This is a genomic window from Agrobacterium sp. 10MFCol1.1, from assembly GCF_000381165.1.
Taxonomy (GTDB): domain Bacteria; phylum Pseudomonadota; class Alphaproteobacteria; order Rhizobiales; family Rhizobiaceae; genus Agrobacterium; species Agrobacterium tumefaciens.
Genome location: NZ_KB906077.1, coordinates 144,368 through 161,297 on the forward strand (window position 1 = coordinate 144,368; position 16,930 = coordinate 161,297).

At 59.1% G+C, this 16,930-nt stretch carries 13 protein-coding genes; 5 read left to right on the plus strand and 8 right to left on the minus strand.

Annotated elements, in window-relative coordinates:
- Positions 1 to 360: 360 nt before the first annotated feature.
- From F617_RS0116015 to fdxA, 3 genes are all read left to right on the plus strand, one after another.
- Positions 361 to 3,447 (plus strand): helicase-related protein, encoded by a 3,087-nt coding sequence (locus tag F617_RS0116015; protein ID WP_019565995.1) that lies wholly within the window; start codon positions 361 to 363, stop codon positions 3,445 to 3,447.
- A 3-nt stretch (positions 3,448 to 3,450) separates the two neighbouring features.
- Positions 3,451 to 3,867 (plus strand): RNA-binding S4 domain-containing protein, encoded by a 417-nt coding sequence (locus F617_RS0116020; RefSeq protein ID WP_003516506.1) that lies wholly within the window; start codon positions 3,451 to 3,453, stop codon positions 3,865 to 3,867.
- A 158-nt stretch (positions 3,868 to 4,025) separates the two neighbouring features.
- Positions 4,026 to 4,364 (plus strand): ferredoxin FdxA, encoded by a 339-nt coding sequence (gene fdxA, locus F617_RS0116025; protein WP_003516508.1) that lies wholly within the window; start codon positions 4,026 to 4,028, stop codon positions 4,362 to 4,364.
- Positions 4,365 to 4,450: 86 nt separating this feature from the next.
- Here fdxA and holA read toward each other — a convergent pair whose 3' ends face one another.
- The 3 genes from holA to leuS are packed head-to-tail and all read right to left on the minus strand — an operon-like array spanning position 4,451 to position 8,668.
- Positions 4,451 to 5,488 (minus strand): DNA polymerase III subunit delta, encoded by a 1,038-nt coding sequence (holA, locus tag F617_RS0116030; RefSeq protein WP_019565997.1) that lies wholly within the window; start codon positions 5,486 to 5,488, stop codon positions 4,451 to 4,453.
- A gap of 11 nt (positions 5,489 to 5,499) precedes the next feature.
- Positions 5,500 to 5,991: an LPS assembly lipoprotein LptE gene (lptE, locus tag F617_RS0116035; RefSeq protein WP_003516512.1), complete on the minus strand. Its 492-nt coding sequence runs from the start codon at positions 5,989 to 5,991 to the stop codon at positions 5,500 to 5,502.
- Between the two features lie 46 nt (positions 5,992 to 6,037).
- On the minus strand, positions 6,038 to 8,668 hold the full coding sequence (gene leuS / locus F617_RS0116040; protein WP_019565999.1) for a leucine--tRNA ligase: 2,631 nt from the start codon (positions 8,666 to 8,668) through the stop codon (positions 6,038 to 6,040).
- Positions 8,669 to 8,861: 193 nt separating this feature from the next.
- Between leuS and F617_RS0116045 the strand changes: the two genes are divergently transcribed.
- A complete protein-coding gene (locus F617_RS0116045) occupies positions 8,862 to 9,521 on the plus strand; it encodes a YggS family pyridoxal phosphate-dependent enzyme (RefSeq protein WP_019566000.1) in 660 nt (219 codons plus the stop codon).
- A gap of 108 nt (positions 9,522 to 9,629) precedes the next feature.
- Here F617_RS0116045 and F617_RS0116050 read toward each other — a convergent pair whose 3' ends face one another.
- Positions 9,630 to 10,334, minus strand: a complete 705-nt coding sequence (locus F617_RS0116050) for a DUF1013 domain-containing protein (RefSeq protein WP_003516519.1) — start codon at positions 10,332 to 10,334, stop codon at positions 9,630 to 9,632.
- Positions 10,335 to 10,566: 232 nt separating this feature from the next.
- Here F617_RS0116050 and acs point away from each other — a divergent pair, with 232 nt between their 5' ends.
- Positions 10,567 to 12,522, plus strand: a complete 1,956-nt coding sequence (gene acs, locus F617_RS0116055; RefSeq protein ID WP_003516521.1) for an acetate--CoA ligase — start codon at positions 10,567 to 10,569, stop codon at positions 12,520 to 12,522.
- Positions 12,523 to 12,626: 104 nt separating this feature from the next.
- On the opposite strand, the gene F617_RS0116060 is transcribed toward acs, so the two are convergent.
- The 4 genes from F617_RS0116060 to F617_RS0116075 all read right to left on the minus strand — a co-directional run bounded on the left by F617_RS0116060 (position 12,627) and on the right by F617_RS0116075 (position 16,760).
- On the minus strand, positions 12,627 to 13,634 hold the full coding sequence (locus F617_RS0116060) for a TRAP transporter substrate-binding protein (protein ID WP_003516523.1): 1,008 nt from the start codon (positions 13,632 to 13,634) through the stop codon (positions 12,627 to 12,629).
- A gap of 36 nt (positions 13,635 to 13,670) precedes the next feature.
- Positions 13,671 to 14,948 carry a TRAP transporter large permease gene (locus F617_RS0116065; RefSeq protein ID WP_019566002.1) on the minus strand — a complete coding sequence of 426 codons (1,278 nt, stop codon included), beginning with the start codon at positions 14,946 to 14,948 and terminating at the stop codon, positions 13,671 to 13,673.
- 4 nt (positions 14,949 to 14,952) lie between these two features.
- Positions 14,953 to 15,483, minus strand: a complete 531-nt coding sequence (locus tag F617_RS0116070) for a TRAP transporter small permease (protein ID WP_003516529.1) — start codon at positions 15,481 to 15,483, stop codon at positions 14,953 to 14,955.
- Between the two features lie 116 nt (positions 15,484 to 15,599).
- Entirely contained in the window at positions 15,600 to 16,760 is a 1,161-nt protein-coding gene (locus F617_RS0116075; protein ID WP_003516531.1) for a fumarylacetoacetate hydrolase family protein, read from the minus strand.
- Positions 16,761 to 16,930 lie beyond the last annotated feature (170 nt).

A 16,930-nucleotide genomic window follows, 5' to 3' on the forward strand; every position in this document is an offset into this window, starting at 1 on the left:
CGGACAAGGACTTATCCGGATTCACAATCTGGTATAGGGCAGGCATCTGCCAACCAGATGTTGCGGAGAACAAAAGCTGAATCCATTGGAGTCAGCGATTCGTATTCGATTCGTTCGCAGACTGTTCCGTATCCGAATCGATTCCGGTTTCGCCGGATTCTTTTTAATATTTCAACTATCTGAATCAAAAAGGAAAATTCCGGCGGGGAAGGACCTGTTACCACTTTGCGGACAAGGCCTATTGCCTTTGTCGGCGGGCGTTGCCATGTGTGTTGCGTGTGCGGCCCGTATCAATGAATGGCGGGCGGTACAGCAAGCAGATGAAGTCGATTCACGGATAGTACGTTGAATTTTCGCCCCATGATCCTGAGCGGCCGCGGTGTCACGGCCGTTCTCGGCCCCACCAATACCGGCAAGACCCATTACGCCATTGAGCGCATGGTGGCACATGGCAACGGTGTCATCGGCCTTCCGCTGCGCCTTCTAGCGCGTGAGGTCTATACCCGTCTTGTCGAAAAGGTGGGCGCGCCGAATGTGGCGCTGATAACCGGCGAAGAAAAGATCGCCCCTCCTAAAGCCAAATATTCCGTCTGCACGGTGGAAGCCATGCCGCGCGAGACAACGGCCGCATTCGTCGCCATCGATGAAGTGCAGCTGGCCGGTGATCTGGAGCGCGGGCATATCTTTACCGACCGCGTGCTGCATCTGCGCGGGCGGGAGGAAACGCTGCTTCTGGGTGCGGGCACGATGCGCCCGATCCTCGAAAAGCTGCTGCCGGGAATTACCGTGGTCGAACGTCCGCGCCTGTCACAGCTTTTTTATGCGGGCCAGAAGAAGATAACCCGCCTGCCGCAACGCACGGCAATCGTCGCCTTTTCGGCGGAAGAGGTCTATGCCATTGCCGAGCTGGTGCGCCGCCAGCGTGGTGGCGCAGCCGTTGTGATGGGCGCGCTTTCGCCGCGTACGCGCAACGCGCAGGTGGGGCTCTACCAGTCCGGCGACGTCGAATATCTCGTGGCGACGGATGCCATCGGCATGGGCCTCAACCTTGATGTCGATCATGTCGCCTTTGCGCAGGACCGCAAGTTCGACGGCTATCAGTTCCGCAATCTCAATCCGGGCGAGATCGGCCAGATCGCCGGCCGCGCCGGCCGCCATCTTCGCGATGGCACCTTTGGCGTGACGGGGCGCGTCGATCCATTTGACGACGAGTTGGTGGAGCGTATCGAAACCCATCAGTTCGACTCGGTGAAGGTGCTGCAATGGCGGACGAAAAATTTCGATTTTTCCTCCATCAGCAATCTGCGTCTGAGCCTCGAAGCCGCCCCGGCGATCCAGGGACTGTCACGGGCCTTGCCGGCGATCGACCAGCAGGCGCTCGAATATCTGTCGCGCTACCCTGAAATCATCGACGTGGCGACGACGGAGGCGCGGGTGGAAAAACTCTGGGAGGCCTGCGCGCTTCCGGATTATCGCCGCATTGCGCCCGCTCAACATGCTGATCTGATCTCAACGCTCTATTTCGATCTGGTAAAACGTGGCACGGTGAACGAAGATTTCATGGGCGAACAGGTGCGCCGCGCCGATCGTACCGATGGAGAGATCGATACCTTGTCTGCAAGGATTGCGCAGATCAGAACATGGACTTATGTATCGAACCGCCCAGGATGGCTTGCCGATCCGACACACTGGCAAGAAAAGACGCGGGAAATCGAAGATCGATTGTCCGATGCTCTACATGAAAGGTTGACGAAACGCTTTGTTGATCGCAGGACATCTGTGCTCATGAGGCGCCTGAGAGAGAATGCGATGCTTGAAGCTGAAATCAGTGTAAATGGTGATGTCTTCGTAGAAGGACATCACGTCGGCCAGTTGGCCGGGTTCCGGTTCACGCCGGTGCCGGGAATGGAAGGGCCGGATCAGAAGGCCGTGCAGGCTGCTGCGCAGAAGGCGCTCGCGCTCGAATACGAGGCGCGTGCCGCGCGTCTGCACGCCAGCGGAAACGGTGATCTTGCTTTGAGCTCCGATGGTCTGGTTCGCTGGTTGGGCGAACCGGTGGCCCGCCTTTCGGCAGGCGACAATATCATGAAGCCGCGCGTGATCCTCTTTGCCGACGAGCAGTTGAGCGGCAATGCCCGCGATCATGCGCTGGCGCGCGTCGAACGTTTCGTCAATCATCAGATTGCGACCGTGCTGAAGCCGCTGGACGATATTTCGCGCGCCGAAGACCTTCAGGGTCTGGCGAAGGGGCTGGCGTTCCAGCTGGTCGAAAATCTCGGTGTCCTGTTCCGCCGTGACGTCACCGAAGACGTGAAGTCGCTGGATCAGGATGCGCGTGCCTCCATGCGCCGCTACGGCGTGCGTTTCGGCGCCTATCACGTCTTCCTGCCCGCGCTTCTCAAGCCCGCTCCGGCGGAGCTTGTCACGCTGCTCTGGGCGCTGAAGAACGATGGTCTCGGCAAGCCGGGTTACGGCGATCTCATTCCGGTGCTGGCCGCCGGTCGCACCTCTGTCGTAACGGATCCGACTTTCGAGCGGATGTTCTACAAGCTCGCCGGTTTCCGTTTCCTCGGAAAGCGCGCCGTGCGTATCGACATTCTCGAGCGTCTGGCCGATCTCATCCGTCCGCTGTTGCAGTGGAAGCCCGGTCAGCAGCCGCGTCCGGAAGGCGCTTATGACGGCCGCCGTTTCACGACGACGACCGCAATGCTTTCCATTCTCGGCGCAACGCTCGACGACATGGAAGAAATCCTCAAGGGTCTCGGTTATCGTGCCGATCAGGTAACGGCGGAAGAGGCGCAGGCCTTCCTCGCCAACCAGACCGGTGCTGCCGCTCCGGCCGCTTCTGAAGCGGTGACGGAAGACGAGAGCGCAGAGACCGAACACGAGGAACCGGCTTCGGAAGAGCAGGTTTCCGAGACGACGACTGTCGAAGCTGCTGAAGAAGCGTCGGTTGCGGAAGCTGTGGGCCAAGAGGCTGCTGTTAGCGAGGCTGCGCCGACGGAAAGCGCCGAGGCTGCTGAGCCGAAGCCTGTTCTTCTGTGGCGTCCGGGTGGTCGCAACGAAAACCAGCGTGGTGAAAACCGTCGTCCCGGCAACCGCGGTCAAGGCCGTGGCGAGGGTCGCGATCAGGCGCCACGCGAACAGGGTGAACGTCGTGGCGAAGGCCGTCGCGATAATCGTGACGGAGCAAATCGCGAGGCTGCCAATCGTGGCGGTGACGGCGAGCGCAAGCGTGATGGCGGACGTCCCGACCGTGGCAACAACCGCAATAATGATCGTCAGGATCGCGGGGAGCGCAAGGACAGGCCGGACCGCAATGACCGTGGCGGGAAACCGCAGGGTCAGCAGCGTTTCGAAGCCAAGCCGCCGCGTAAGGAAAAGCCGATCGATCCGGATTCGCCCTTCGCCAAGCTTGCTGCTCTCAAGGAGCAGCTAAAGAAGTAAGCCATGGGGAGCAACGAACAGCCACTCGAAAGCACGCGTCAGCGTCTGGACAAGTGGCTGTTCTTTGCCCGCATGGCCAAATCTCGTTCACTTGCCCAGAGCTACATTCAGTCGGGCAAGGTCAAGGTCAACGGTGTCTCCATTCGCCAGCCCAGCCATCTGGTAAAGGCTGGTGACAGGCTCGATATCGGTTTCGAGCGCATGGACAAGGTGCTTGTCGTCAAATCCGGGGGCGAGCGGCGCGGGCCCTATGAAGAGGCCAAACTTCTCTACGACGATCTGACGCCGCCGCGCGAGCCTTCCGACAGGCTGAGCCCGCTGGAGCAGGCGATACGTCAGCCGGGAAGCGGTCGCCCCACCAAAAAAGAGCGCAGGGCGCTCGACAGGTTCCTGTCGGACAGCGACGGAAACAAAGAATAGAATAAACCTTCAAGTCTTAGCGGTTTTTCAGAATTGTTTATCCTTGCTATCTGAAGGCAAAGGCATTACCTCACTTGCAAAATTGCCCTGTCTGAATTCCGGGCGACGGCTTGTGTTCCGAAGCCCACAGACCCGGCCTGCATATTCTGGAGTTCATCATGACATATGTCGTGACCGACAATTGCATCCGCTGCAAATACACCGATTGCGTTGAAGTCTGCCCTGTCGACTGCTTTTACGAGGGTGAAAATTTCCTCGCTATCAATCCTGACGAATGCATCGATTGTGGTGTGTGCGAACCGGAATGTCCTGCCGAAGCGATCAAGCCCGACACTGAGCCGGGTCTCGACAAGTGGCTGAAGCTGAATACGGAATATGCGGCGATCTGGCCGAATATCACCATCAAGCGCGACCCCTTGCCGGAAGCCAAGGAAATGGATGGCGTGACAGGCAAGCTCGAGCTTTATTTCTCTGCCGAGCCGGGTAAGGGCGACTGAGTTCTCAACGACTGGTGTCCTTGGTATCATGATTTTAAAAGCCCTCGCAGCGTCAGCGTGAGGGCTTTTTGCCGACGTTCAGCGAGTTATCCGCCGCGGCCTGATTGCAATGTGGTCGATAGCAGGGTCAAAAGCGCCACGCTGTCTTCCAGGCTTTGGCGCTGGCGGCTTTGCAATATGGCCGCTTGCAGGCGGTTCATCTCACGGGCGATCGCCGCTGGCTGCCAGGTTCGCAACGCCCTTTCGATAACCGGTTTCCTGCGAAAATGGATGTGGCGTCCAAGCGTTTGCATGACCTGCCCGGCCTGCTGCTTTTTCTCATCCATTTCGGCGCGCATCTGATCCAGCAACTGAAATTGCTTGAGGCATCCCTGAAGCACGAGAAAGATCGGCGTCTTCGACGAGACGATCTTCTGGGTGGCGTGGAAAAAGGCGTTTCTGTCGCCCTTCAGGATGGCATCGACGGCGTCGTCAGCCGAAACCGTGCTGGCATCGCCGATGATTGCCAGCACATCATCTTCCTCGATCACCTCTGCGCCACGGCAATAGAGCGCAAGCTTGCGGATCTCGTTGCGCGAGGCAATCCGGTCGCCGCCCAACTGCTCGATCAGCCTCTGCCGTGCGGCCGGAGCAATGCGCAGATTGTCGGCAGACAGTTCCTGATCGATCAACGCATTCAACGAACGGGCGTCATCCGCATAACACGGGATTGCTGCGATAGAGCGAGCGGGTTCTGCGATCTTGCGCAGGCCCGTGCCTTTTTTGATGTCGCCGGCCTCGATGATGAGAAAGCTGGCTTCGGGCGGCGTCTCAGCCATAATCTGGAGAGCATCCACCAGCGCCTTTTCAGCCGAGGCACTTTTGATCCAGACGAGTTTTTCGCCACCGAAAAGGCCGATGGCGTTCACCTCGTCGAGAAGGCGGCCGGGATCGCCCTGCAGGTCGGATGCGCTCAGCTTCAACGATGCAAAGGCGTCATCCGGGTCAATGCCGGTCTTTTTGGCGATGAGGTTGGCCCGCTCCGACACGAGGCCGCGATCCGGGCCATAGAGCACGAAAACGCGAAAGCGCTCCGCCGGATTTTCGGCGAAGCGCTCAAATTCATGCGATTTTATCTCTGCCACGGCCGCCGCTCTCAGCGGCCAAGGGTGGCGGCGATATCGGTACGGATGATTTCAGCCAGTTCCCGGGCCGCACGGTTTTCTGCGTCGCGGATCGCCCTGATCTTGGCGAATTCCTGCTGTGGCAGATCCACCTGCGCCGTTACGCTACGCCGCGCGGAGCGCAGGATCTGGCCGTCGGAAATACGCGTCAGGACGTAATTACCGTTCATCACAACACGGCCTGGGTAAGGGCCGTTATAATTGCTGTTGGTACGGGTCGTCAGATCGTAGTTCTCGACTTCCGTGGACGTGGCGCTCGAGCTTACGGATAACTTGACGTTGTACTGAGCCGTAGCCGGTTCACCCGCACCGCCGGACACCAGGAAGATCAGCTGATTGCGCACTTCCTGCGTTATGCGGTCGCCGGCATTCGAGATGCTGACAGCCGCCAGTCTCTCCTTGGTTCCGGAAGCCTCGCCGTAAAGCGGGCGCACCTGGCAGCCTGCCAGAAGACCGGCCATCATCACGACGGAAACTGCTGCCGCAACGCGGCTCCATCTCGAAAAAACGTCAGACAACAATGTTCACAATCCTCTGCGGAACCACGATGACTTTTTTGGGCTCGCCACCGGCAAGAATGGATTTGACGGCATCCAGCGCAAGGGCAGCCGCTCGGACCGCATCTTGATCCGCATCGCGCGCGATTGTCAATTCGCCGCGCTTCTTGCCGTTGACCTGAACAGGCATGACCACATCGTTTTCCTCGACCAGCGAGGGTACAAAAGTTGGCCACGGCGTCTGGGCGACGAGACCTTCGTTGCCCAGCGCCGACCAGCATTCTTCGGCCAGATGCGGCGTCATGGGGGCAATGATGCGAATGAGGATTTCGACGGCATCACGCGCCGCCGCCTTGACGTCATCAGGCTTGCCACCAGCCGCGACATCCGCCAGCGGAGCTGCGAGCGCGTTGACCAGTTCGTAGATGCGGGCGATCGCCTTGTTGAAGGCAAGCTTGTCCAGATCCTCCTGAACGGCCTTCAGCGTCTTGTGGGCCGCCTTGGATACTGCCAGGCCCTCGCCCTCGCTCGCGGGCTTCGACGTGACGCTCTTCAGTTCGGTCGCGACTTCGCCGATGATACGCCAGACGCGCTGTACGAAGCGGTTTGAGCCTTCCACACCGGCTTCGGACCAGATGACGTCGCGGTCGGGCGGGGAATCCGACAGGACGAAGAAGCGAGCGGTATCCGCACCATAGGATGCGATGATATCATCCGGGTCGACCACGTTCTTCTTCGACTTCGACATCTTCTCGATCGAGCCGATCTTAACTTCCGCACCGGAGGACAAGAGGAATGCCCGGCGGGCACCGTCAGTCTCTTCGATGCGCAGGTCGGCGGGCGCTACCCATTCACGGGTCAGGCCTTCACCGTGGCTGTAGGTCTCGTGCACAACCATGCCCTGCGTGAACAGGCCCTTGAAGGGCTCCTTGACGCCGACATGGCCGGTCTCGCGCATGGCGCGGGTGAAGAAGCGCGAATAGAGCAAGTGCAGAATAGCATGCTCGATGCCGCCGATATACTGGTCCACCGGCAGCCAGTGGTTTGCGACCTTCGGATCCGTCGGCTCATCTTCCCAAGGCGCGGTGAAGCGCGTGTAGTACCAGCTGGAATCGACGAATGTGTCCATCGTGTCGGTTTCACGGCGTGCGTCATGGCCGCATTGCGGGCAGGCAACGTGACGCCATGTGGGGTGGCGATCCAGTGGGTTGCCGGGCACGTCGAAGGTCACGTCGTCGGGCAGCTTGACCGGCAGGTCCTTCTTCGGAACCGGAACTACGCCGCAGACTTCGCAATGGATGACGGGTATCGGGCAACCCCAGTAACGCTGGCGGGAAATGCCCCAGTCGCGCAGGCGGAAATTGACCTTGCGCTCGGCCTGCGGCGTGTTGCCCAGCGTCTGGGCAGAGAGCTTCTGCACGACCGCCTCAAAGGCTTCAGTCGTGTTCATGCCGTTCAGGAAGCCGGAGTTGATCATCACGCCATCATCGGTGAAGGCGACGTCTTCAATGGTGAAGCTGGCGGCGTCGGGGCCTTCCGGCGCAACGACGGCCACCACCGGCAAATCGTATTTACGGGCGAAATCCAGATCGCGCTGGTCACCCGAAGGGCAGCCGAATATCGCGCCGGTGCCGTAGTCCATCAGCACGAAGTTGGCGACATAGACCGGCAGTTCCCACGTCGGGTCCAGCGGATGCACGACCTTGACGCCGGTATCGATACCCTTCTTTTCCGCTGTTTCCAGCGCTGCGAGAGACGTGCCATGGCGGCGGCACTCGTCGCAGAACTCGGCAATATCAGGGTTCTTCTCCGACAGCTCTCTTGCCAGCGGATGGTCGGCGGCGATTGCCAGGAAGGATGCGCCGAACAGGGTGTCGGGACGCGTGGTATAAACGGTTATGTCGCCAAAGCCTTCCGGCACTGTGCCAGCAACGGTCTGCCAGCGCAGCGACAGGCCTTCGGAGCGGCCGATCCAGTTCTTCTGCATCAGGCGTACTTTTTCCGGCCACTGATCCAGCGTGTCCAGCTCGTCCAGCAGATCCTGGCTGAAATCGGTGATTCGGAAGAACCACTGCGTCAATTCGCGCTGTTCGACCAGCGCGCCGGAACGCCAGCCGCGGCCGTCGATGACCTGCTCATTGGCCAGAACGGTATGGTCGACCGGATCCCAGTTGACCTTGGACTGCTTGCGGTAGACCAGACCCTTTTCCATGAAATCGACGAAAAGCGCCTGCTGGCGGTGGTAATATTCCACATCGCAGGTCGCAAATTCGCGGGTCCAGTCCAGCGACAGGCCCATGGATTTCAGCTGGCCACGCATGGTGGCGATGTTCTGATAGGTCCAGTCCTTCGGGTGAACCTTGTTCTGCATAGCCGCGTTTTCGGCAGGCATGCCGAAGGCGTCCCAGCCCATGGGGTGCAGAACGTTGAAGCCGCGCGCGCGCTTGTAGCGCGCCACGACATCGCCCATCGCGTAGTTGCGGACGTGGCCCATGTGAATGCGTCCCGACGGGTAGGGAAACATCTCTAGAACGTAATACTTCTCGCGCGGATCGCTGTTGTCGGTCACGAAAACCTTGTCTTCGTTCCATTTCTGCTGCCAGCGCGGCTCGGCGTCGCGAGGATTGTAACGTTCGATGGCCATTGTTTAGAATTCCGGGTATCGAGGGGAAAAATTTGCGCTGACCTTCACCATGAAACGACCGGGGCGTCAAGTTTGGCGGGGCCTCCGGGCGTTCAATCTTGGCCAGCGTGCCTCAAATGGTGCTAAACCCGCTTGGCATCAAGGCAATCGGCGTCTAGTTAGCGTTCAGAATGTTTCAAATAGAGGTCCTGTGATGGAAATCGAAGCACGTCTTGAGGATGTCAGGCAACGCATAGCGGAGACAGCGGAAAAGTCCGGCCGCAAGGCGACGGATGTTTCTCTCGTCGCCGTCTCGAAGACGTTCGATGCGCAAGAGATCCAGCCGGTGATCGACAGCGGCCAGCGCGTGTTCGGCGAGAACCGCGTACAGGAAGCGCAGGGCAAGTGGCCTGCGCTTAAAGAAAAGACATTGGGTATAGAGCTGCACCTGATCGGGCCGCTGCAATCCAACAAGGCGGCGGATGCCGTTGCGCTGTTCGACGTCGTACAGAGCGTTGATCGGGAAAAGATCGCCCGTGCGCTTTCCGAGGAATGCGTCAAACAGGGCCGCAGCCTTCGTTTTTATGTGCAGGTCAATACCGGGCTGGAGCCACAGAAGGCTGGCATCGATCCACGCGAGACCGTCGCCTTCGTGGCTTTTTGCCGGGACGAGCTGAAATTGTCGGTAGAGGGCCTGATGTGCATTCCGCCTGCGGATGAAAATCCCGGTCCGCATTTTGCGCTTCTGGCGAAGCTTGCCAGACAATGCGGCCTCGAGAAGCTTTCCATGGGCATGTCGGGGGACTTCGAGACGGCGATAGAATTCGGCGCCACCAGCGTGCGTGTCGGCTCGGCAATCTTCGGTGCCCGCTAGAGCATTTCCGGTAAAAGCGCATAGCCGGTTTACTGGAAATGCCCTGAAGCTCTGAAAACAAAAAACCCGGCACGACGGCCGGGTTTTCATGAACGGAAAGACTTTCGATCAGTAGTGATCGTCCTCGTCTTCGTCCTTCGGAGCCGATTTCAGCGAGCTGAGCTTCTTGAAGACGGCGTCCGCGTCGATCTGCTTTTCTTCTTCGTCGCGCTGGAAGTTGTAATCCAGACCTTCAGTCGCCGTTGCCGGCTGCAGCGTGTTGCCAAGCTCTTCTGCTGTCGGCAGCGGGCGGCCGCGCGATGCGCGTTCAACTTCAAGATCGAGATCGATCTGGCTGCAGAGACCAAGCGTTACCGGGTCCATCGGGGTGAGGTTTGCCGAGTTCCAGTGGGTGCGGTCGCGGATCTGCTCGATGGTGGATTTGGTGGTGCCAACAAGACGCGAAATCTGCGCGTCCTTCAGCTCAGGATGATTACGGACCAGCCAGAGAATGGCGTTCGGACGATCCTGACGCTTGGAAACCGGCGTGTAGCGCGGGCCACGGCGCTTGGATTCCGGCACACGAACCTTTGGCTCGGAAAGCTTGAGCTTGTGGTTCGGGTTGCCTTCAGCGCGGGCGATCTCGTCGCGGGAAAGCTGTCCGGTCGCGATCGGGTCGAGACCCTTGATGCCCTGCGCGGCTTCACCGTCGGCGATTGCCTTGACTTCAAGCGGATGCAGTTTGCAGAACGTGGCGATCTGATCGAACGACAGCGCGGTGTTGTCTACCAGCCATACAGCCGTAGCTTTTGGCATGAGCAATTGTTGAGCCATAGATACAGTCCTTCTGTCCGTCCGCGCCGGGGTCGCGGGCGTGGTATCAACCACTGATTTCCGGGATATTGGCGCTCTATAACCGGATTGCATCATAATTGCAATTCTTTGCGAAACAAATGCCTTTGTCTAATTGCCGTGTGCATTTGAACTGCTATGAATTCAACACATGCCTGAGGTGGGAGTCTCAAGGTCGCGCATATCAAGCCATATCTGGTTCCAGGAGGAGTTCATGTCTGCCAAAATCTACCCCGTGCTCAAATCGGCGAAAGCCCGCACGCTCATCGACAATGAGCGTTACCAGAAATGGTATCAGGAGAGCGTCGAGGATCCCGAGAAGTTCTGGGACAAGCACGGCCGGCGGATCGACTGGTTCAAGCCCTATACCAAGGTCAAGAACACGTCCTTCAAGGGAAGAGTGCCGATCAAGTGGTTCGAGGACGGCCTGACGAACGTCTCCTACAACTGCATCGACCGGCACCTGAAGACGCATGGCGAACGCACGGCGATCATCTGGGAAGGTGACAATCCCTATATCGACAAGAAGATCACCTACAATCAGCTCTATGACTATGTCTGCCGCCTGGCGAACGTGCTGAAGAAGCATGGTGTCAAGAAGGGCGACCGGGTCACCATCTATATGCCGATGATACCCGAGGCGGCCTATGCCATGCTCGCCTGCGCCCGCATCGGCGCCATTCATTCGGTCGTGTTCGGCGGCTTCTCGCCGGAAGCCCTGGCCGGCCGCATCGTCGATTGCCAGTCCACCTTCGTCATCACCTGCGATGAAGGCGTGCGTGGCGGCAAGCCGATCCCGCTCAAGGAAAATACCGACAAGGCGATCGATATTGCCGCCAAGCAATATGTCATCGTCAACAAGGTTCTGGTCGTGCGCCGCACCGGCGGCAAGACCGGCTGGGCGCCCGGCCGCGACATCTGGTACCATCAGGAAATCGCCACGGTGAAACCGGATTGCCCGCCGGTGAAGATGAGGGCGGAAGATCCGCTGTTCATCCTCTACACGTCAGGCTCCACCGGCAAGCCGAAGGGCGTGCTGCACACCACGGGCGGCTATCTCGTCTATACGTCGATGACGCATGAATATGTCTTCGACTACAAGGACGGGGAGGTCTTCTGGTGTACCGCCGATGTCGGCTGGGTCACCGGCCATTCCTACATCGTCTACGGGCCGCTGGCGAACTGTGCGACGACGCTGATGTTCGAAGGCGTTCCCAACTTCCCGGATCAGGGACGGTTCTGGGAAGTCATCGACAAGCACAAGGTCAACATCTTCTACACCGCACCGACGGCGCTCCGATCCCTGATGGGGGCGGGCGACCAGTTCGTCACGCGTTCGTCGCGCGAAAGCCTGCGGCTTCTCGGCACGGTGGGCGAGCCGATCAATCCCGAAGCGTGGGAGTGGTATTACCATGTGGTCGGCGAGGATAAGAGCCCCATCGTCGATACCTGGTGGCAGACGGAAACGGGCGGCATTCTCATCTCGCCGCTGCCGGGTGCGACGGACCTGAAGCCGGGTTCGGCGACAAGGCCGTTCTTCGGCGTGCAGCCGCAGCTGGTCGATGCCGAAGGCAACGTGCTGGAGGGGCCGGCCGACGGCAATCTCTGCATCATCGACAGCTGGCCGGGCCAGTCGCGGTCCGTTTACGGGGATCACCAGCGCTTCGTCGACACCTACTTCTCGACCTATAAGGGCAAGTATTTCACCGGTGACGGCTGCCGGCGCGATGAGGACGGTTATTACTGGATCACTGGCCGCGTCGATGACGTGCTTAACGTCTCCGGCCACCGCCTCGGCACCGCCGAAGTCGAGTCGGCACTTGTTTCGCATCATCAGGTTTCGGAAGCGGCGGTCGTGGGTTACCCGCATGCCATCAAGGGGCAGGGCATTTATTGTTATGTCACGTTGATGGCGGGCCAGAGCGGCGACTATGCGCTGCGCGAGGAGCTGGTAAAGCACGTCCGCAACGAGATCGGGCCGGTTGCGACGCCAGACAAGATCCAGTTCGCGCCGGGCCTGCCGAAGACCCGTTCGGGCAAGATCATGCGGCGTATTCTGCGCAAGATCGCCGAGGATGATTTCGGCGCGCTTGGGGATACATCGACGCTTGCCGATCCCGCGGTGGTCGAAGATCTCATCGCCAACCGGCAAAACCGCACGGCATCCTGATTTTCTGGAAGAGGCTGCTTTGGCAGCCTTTTCTTTTCTGTATTCGCATAAACAAAAACACCCGGAGGCTGACCTCCGGGTGTTTTAATTTTATCCAGACAGGATTACTGGCCGCGGATCTTCTTCAGGTCCGCCAGAACGGCGTCAACGACGTCGGCACCGATTTCAGCCTTGTGCTTTTCGTAGACGACCATCGACTTTTCGCGGATACGTGCCTGCTCTTCCGCAGACAGCGAGTTCACTTCAAGTCCTGCAGCCTTGATCTTTTCCAGCGACTTCTGGTTCAGTTCGCGGATGACCTTGCGCTCTTCGTCACGGCCGACGACTGCGCATTCGCGCAGGGCCGTCTGTTCTTCGGGCGTGTAGCTGTCGAAGATCGGCTTGGAGAAGAGGAAGAGGAACGGCGTGTAGGCGTGGTTCGTCTCGGTGATGTACTTCTGCACCTCGTAGAACTTGGAGGTGTCGATCGTCACATAGGGGTTTTCCTGTGCGTCGATCGCGTTGGTTTCAAGTGCCGAGAACACTTCACCGAAAGCCATCGGCGTTGCATTGGCGCCGAGGTTCTGGAAGGTGTCGAGGAAGATGTTGTTCTGCATCACGCGAACCTTCAGGCCGGAAAAGTCTTCCCACTTGTTCACGGCGTGCTTGGAGTTCGAGAGGTTGCGGAAACCGTTTTCCCAGTAGGCCAGGTTTACGAGGCCCTGTTCTTCCAGCTTCTTGTTCATCATGTCGCCGAAGGCGCCGTCCATCACGGCATCGGCTTCCTTGGCATTGGAAAACAGGAACGGCAGGTCGAAGACGCCGAGCGACGGGATCAGGCCGACGAGCGGTGACGAGGACGTAACAACCGCTTCCTGAACGCCGGAGCGCAGGGCCTGCGTCGCCTGAAGGTCGCCGCCGAGAGCGCCGCCCCAGAATGCCGTCAGCTTCAGCTTGCCGCCCGACTTGTCGTCGAGGCAGGCCTGCATGGCCTTGATGCCGTTGCCGACCGGGTGGTCCTGGTTGATGCCGTTCGAAACGCGGATGTTGCGGCTGTTGAATTCAGCCATTGCCGGGGCTGCGGCGCCCACCGCGAAAGCGATGGCCGTGGTGGTCAGAAGAAGCTTTCTCATAATATCCTCCCTTGGATTTTGGTTGAGAAGTGGCGATTAACGAAGGTACTGCAGCGGAACCATCACGATGTCCGGGAAAACCACGAGCAACGCCAGAACGATGGTTTCTGCAACGAGGAAAGGCCAGACACCGATCGTGACCTTGCCGAGCGGGATGCGTCCGACGCCTGAGACGACGTTCAGCACGACACCGACCGGCGGGGTAATCAGGCCGATGGCATTGTTGATGATGAAGAGGACGCCGAAATAGACCGGGTCGATGCCTGCCTGCTTGACGATGGGCATCAGAACGGGCGTCAGGATCAGGATGGTCGGTGTCAGGTCGAGCGCGGTTCCCACGATGAAGACCAGCACCATCATGGCAACCATCAGAAGCATCGGACGATCGATCAGCGGTTCGATATAACCGGCGACTTCGTTTGGAATGTTCGCAGCCGTGATGAGCCATGCGGAGACGAGGGCTGCGCAGACAAGGAACATGATGATCGAGGTGCTCTTGGCAGCGCGCAGAAGAACGTGGAACAGATCCGCCGGCTTCAGTTCGCGGTAGATCACCATGCCGACGAAAAGAGCGTAGCCGGCAGCGACAACGGCGGCTTCCGTCGGCGTCATGATGCCTGCCTTGATGCCGCCCAGAATGATGACCGGCATGCCAAGCGCCCAGCCGGCGCGGACCGTGGCAACCAGACGTTCCTTGCCCGAGGTCTTGGGCAGCGGCTTGATGTTATCCTTTCGGACCACGATCAGCCAGGCGATTATCAGCGAAATGCCCATCAGAATGCCGGGTACGATACCGGCAAGGAAAAGCTGGGTGATCGAAACGTTGGCGGCGACGCCGAAGACGATGAAGGCCATGGAGGGCGGAATGACCGGGGCAATGATGCCGCCTGCAGCGATGAGGCCGCCGGAGCGCGGAATGTTGTAACCGGCTTTCGCCATCATCGGGATGAGGATTGCGGCAAGGGCTGCGGTGTCGGCAGCGGCCGAACCGGAGATGCTGGCCATGATGATGGCCGCGACAATCGCCACGATGCCGAGACCGCCCCTGATATGGCCCACAAGCGCAATCGCAAAGTCGATGATGCGGCGGGAAAGACCACCGGAGTTCATCAGTTCGCCAGCCAGAATGAAGAAGGGGATGGCGAGCAGCGTGAAGGTGTCCGCGCCCGAGATCATGTTCTGGGCGATGATCGCTGTGTTGAACATGCCCATGTACCACATGAGCACGACGCCACAGAACATCAGCGAGAAAGCGACGGGAACGCCAATCGCCATGGCTCCGAGAAGAGAGCCGACAAAAACAAAAAGTGTCATGGTATCAGCGCTCCGAAAGCTGTTCGATCGTGAGGTTCTCGCCGGCGAACTGGGCGATTTCATCCTCTGTCACGCGGCCCGTCACATAACGGTAGAGGCGTTCCAGAGCGATGATGAACATCAGGCCGCCGGTGAACATGCCGATGCCGTAGACCCAGATCATCGACAGCTTGGTGACAGGCGCATGCATGCTGGCGTTGATGGCGGACTGCTTCCATGTTCCCCAGAAGAAGATGGCGGAACAGCCCAGAATAATGATGTTCGACAAGACCATGCACACGACACGGGCGCGGCGCGACAGGAACATCACGAGAGTTTCGATGCCCATATGGCTGTTTTCACGGAAGGTCAGTACGGCGCCGATGAAGGTCAGCCATACGAAGAAGTATCGCGACAATTCTTCCGAGATATTGATGCCGGAATTCATCGTGTAACGCATGACAACGTTGACGAAGACCATGATCGACATGCCGGCGAGCAGCAAGACGAGAATGATTTCGAGAATCCGGTAAAAGAGATTGATGGTCTTTTGCATTTTCCCCTCCCGAAGAAATATCTGGAGCATTTTCGACGAAGGATCGCCCTCAATGCTCCACCTATGGGTTTTCGCAATTCTGGGCGCAAAACCGCGATGCAGTTTTGCTGGATTGCCTAGAGCAGCCCGCGTTTCGCCAGGTTGCGCATGAGGGCCGCGGTGCCGAATGTCCATTCCGGGCATTCGTCTGTCGTCGTGACCCAGTTGATCAGCTTGCCGAGCTTGGGCGTGGAGATTTCGACACGGTCGCCCTTGGAGTGGGTGAAGCCGAGACCCGGGCCATGGCGGTCCTTTACCGGCGCGAACATCGTACCAAGGAAAAAGACGGCGCCGTCAGGATACTGATGGTTGCGGTTCAAGAGCTGGGAAGCGAGGTTTTCCGGCGTGCGGCTGATCGCCTGCATTGCGCTTGCACCGGTCATGGTGAAGCCGTCCTCGCCTTCGACCAGAAGCGATATCTGCGCCTTCTTCACGTCTTCGATGGTAAAGCGTCCATCAAACAGGCGGATGAAGGGACCGATTGCGCAGGATGCGTTGTTGTCTTTTGCCTTGCTGAGCAGGAGGGCGGAGCGGCCCTCGAAGTCACGCAGGTTGACGTCGTTGCCAAGCGTCGCGCCAACGATACGGCCGTCGGAGGCAATGGCCAGCACCACTTCCGGCTCCGGGTTGTTCCACTGCGATTTCGGGTGAACGCCGATCAGCGCGCCGCAGCCGACGGAGGCCATGGCCTGCGCCTTGGAGAATATCTCCGCATCCGGACCGATGCCAACTTCCAGATATTGCGACCACAGGCCCATTTCCTGCAGCAGTTTCTTCACTTCGGCTGCTTTTTCCGAACCGGCCTCAAGTCCCTTGAGATTGTCGCCGAGAACCGGCGCCAGCCGTCCGCGTATTTCCTGCGCGCGAAGTGGATCGCCCTTGGCCTGCTCCTCGATCACGCGTTCCAGCATGCTGTCGGCGAAGGTCACGCCTGCAGCCTTCACGGCCTGAATATCGTTGGGGGCGAGAAGTTCACCAGCGGAGCCATCCAGAAAGGCCTCGAGCGCGCCAAGCGCCACGAATGTGCCGGTGTCTGCAAGCAGCTCCACCAGATCCGTCTTTTCCAGAAGTTCAGACATGGTCGGCGAAATAGAAGTGAGGTCGTAAAGCACGCCGCCTTTTAGCAGAACGGGGCAGGGGCCGCCTTCGCTTTTCGACCATACGCGGCCGACGAGCAGGGCGTTTTCAAAGTCTTCAGGCAAAATAGCGGTAGCGTCGATGGACCTTGAGCCGGTCATATATATCCTCCCCTTCAGCCCTCCGACAGCCGCCTCCTGCGGTCATATTGTCTGGATGTCTGACAACCTAATCTCATTCTTCTTAGTATGACTTTTACAGCGAGTCTAGCGGCACCGCAGACAAAATTATCGTCTTTCGCCTCTGGATTGCCGGAAAGCAGCGAAACCTG

Bases quoted from the DNA above. Each gene is read 5' to 3' on its own strand.
- F617_RS0116020 (WP_003516506.1), top strand. From the start codon at position 3,451: ATGGGGAGCAACGAACAGCCACTCGAAAGCACGCGTCAGCGTCTGGAC.
- F617_RS0116045 (WP_019566000.1), top strand. From the start codon at position 8,862: ATGGAAATCGAAGCACGTCTTGAGGATGTCAGGCAACGCATAGCGGAG.
- leuS (WP_019565999.1), bottom strand. From the start codon at position 8,668: ATGGCCATCGAACGTTACAATCCTCGCGACGCCGAGCCGCGCTGGCAG.
- F617_RS0116050 (WP_003516519.1), bottom strand. From the start codon at position 10,334: ATGGCTCAACAATTGCTCATGCCAAAAGCTACGGCTGTATGGCTGGTA.
- F617_RS0116060 (WP_003516523.1), bottom strand. From the start codon at position 13,634: ATGAGAAAGCTTCTTCTGACCACCACGGCCATCGCTTTCGCGGTGGGC.
- F617_RS0116015 (WP_019565995.1), top strand. From the start codon at position 361: ATGATCCTGAGCGGCCGCGGTGTCACGGCCGTTCTCGGCCCCACCAAT.
- fdxA (WP_003516508.1), top strand. From the start codon at position 4,026: ATGACATATGTCGTGACCGACAATTGCATCCGCTGCAAATACACCGAT.
- F617_RS0116065 (WP_019566002.1), bottom strand. From the start codon at position 14,948: ATGACACTTTTTGTTTTTGTCGGCTCTCTTCTCGGAGCCATGGCGATT.
- F617_RS0116070 (WP_003516529.1), bottom strand. From the start codon at position 15,483: ATGCAAAAGACCATCAATCTCTTTTACCGGATTCTCGAAATCATTCTC.
- lptE (WP_003516512.1), bottom strand. From the start codon at position 5,991: ATGATGGCCGGTCTTCTGGCAGGCTGCCAGGTGCGCCCGCTTTACGGC.
- F617_RS0116075 (WP_003516531.1), bottom strand. From the start codon at position 16,760: ATGACCGGCTCAAGGTCCATCGACGCTACCGCTATTTTGCCTGAAGAC.
- acs (WP_003516521.1), top strand. From the start codon at position 10,567: ATGTCTGCCAAAATCTACCCCGTGCTCAAATCGGCGAAAGCCCGCACG.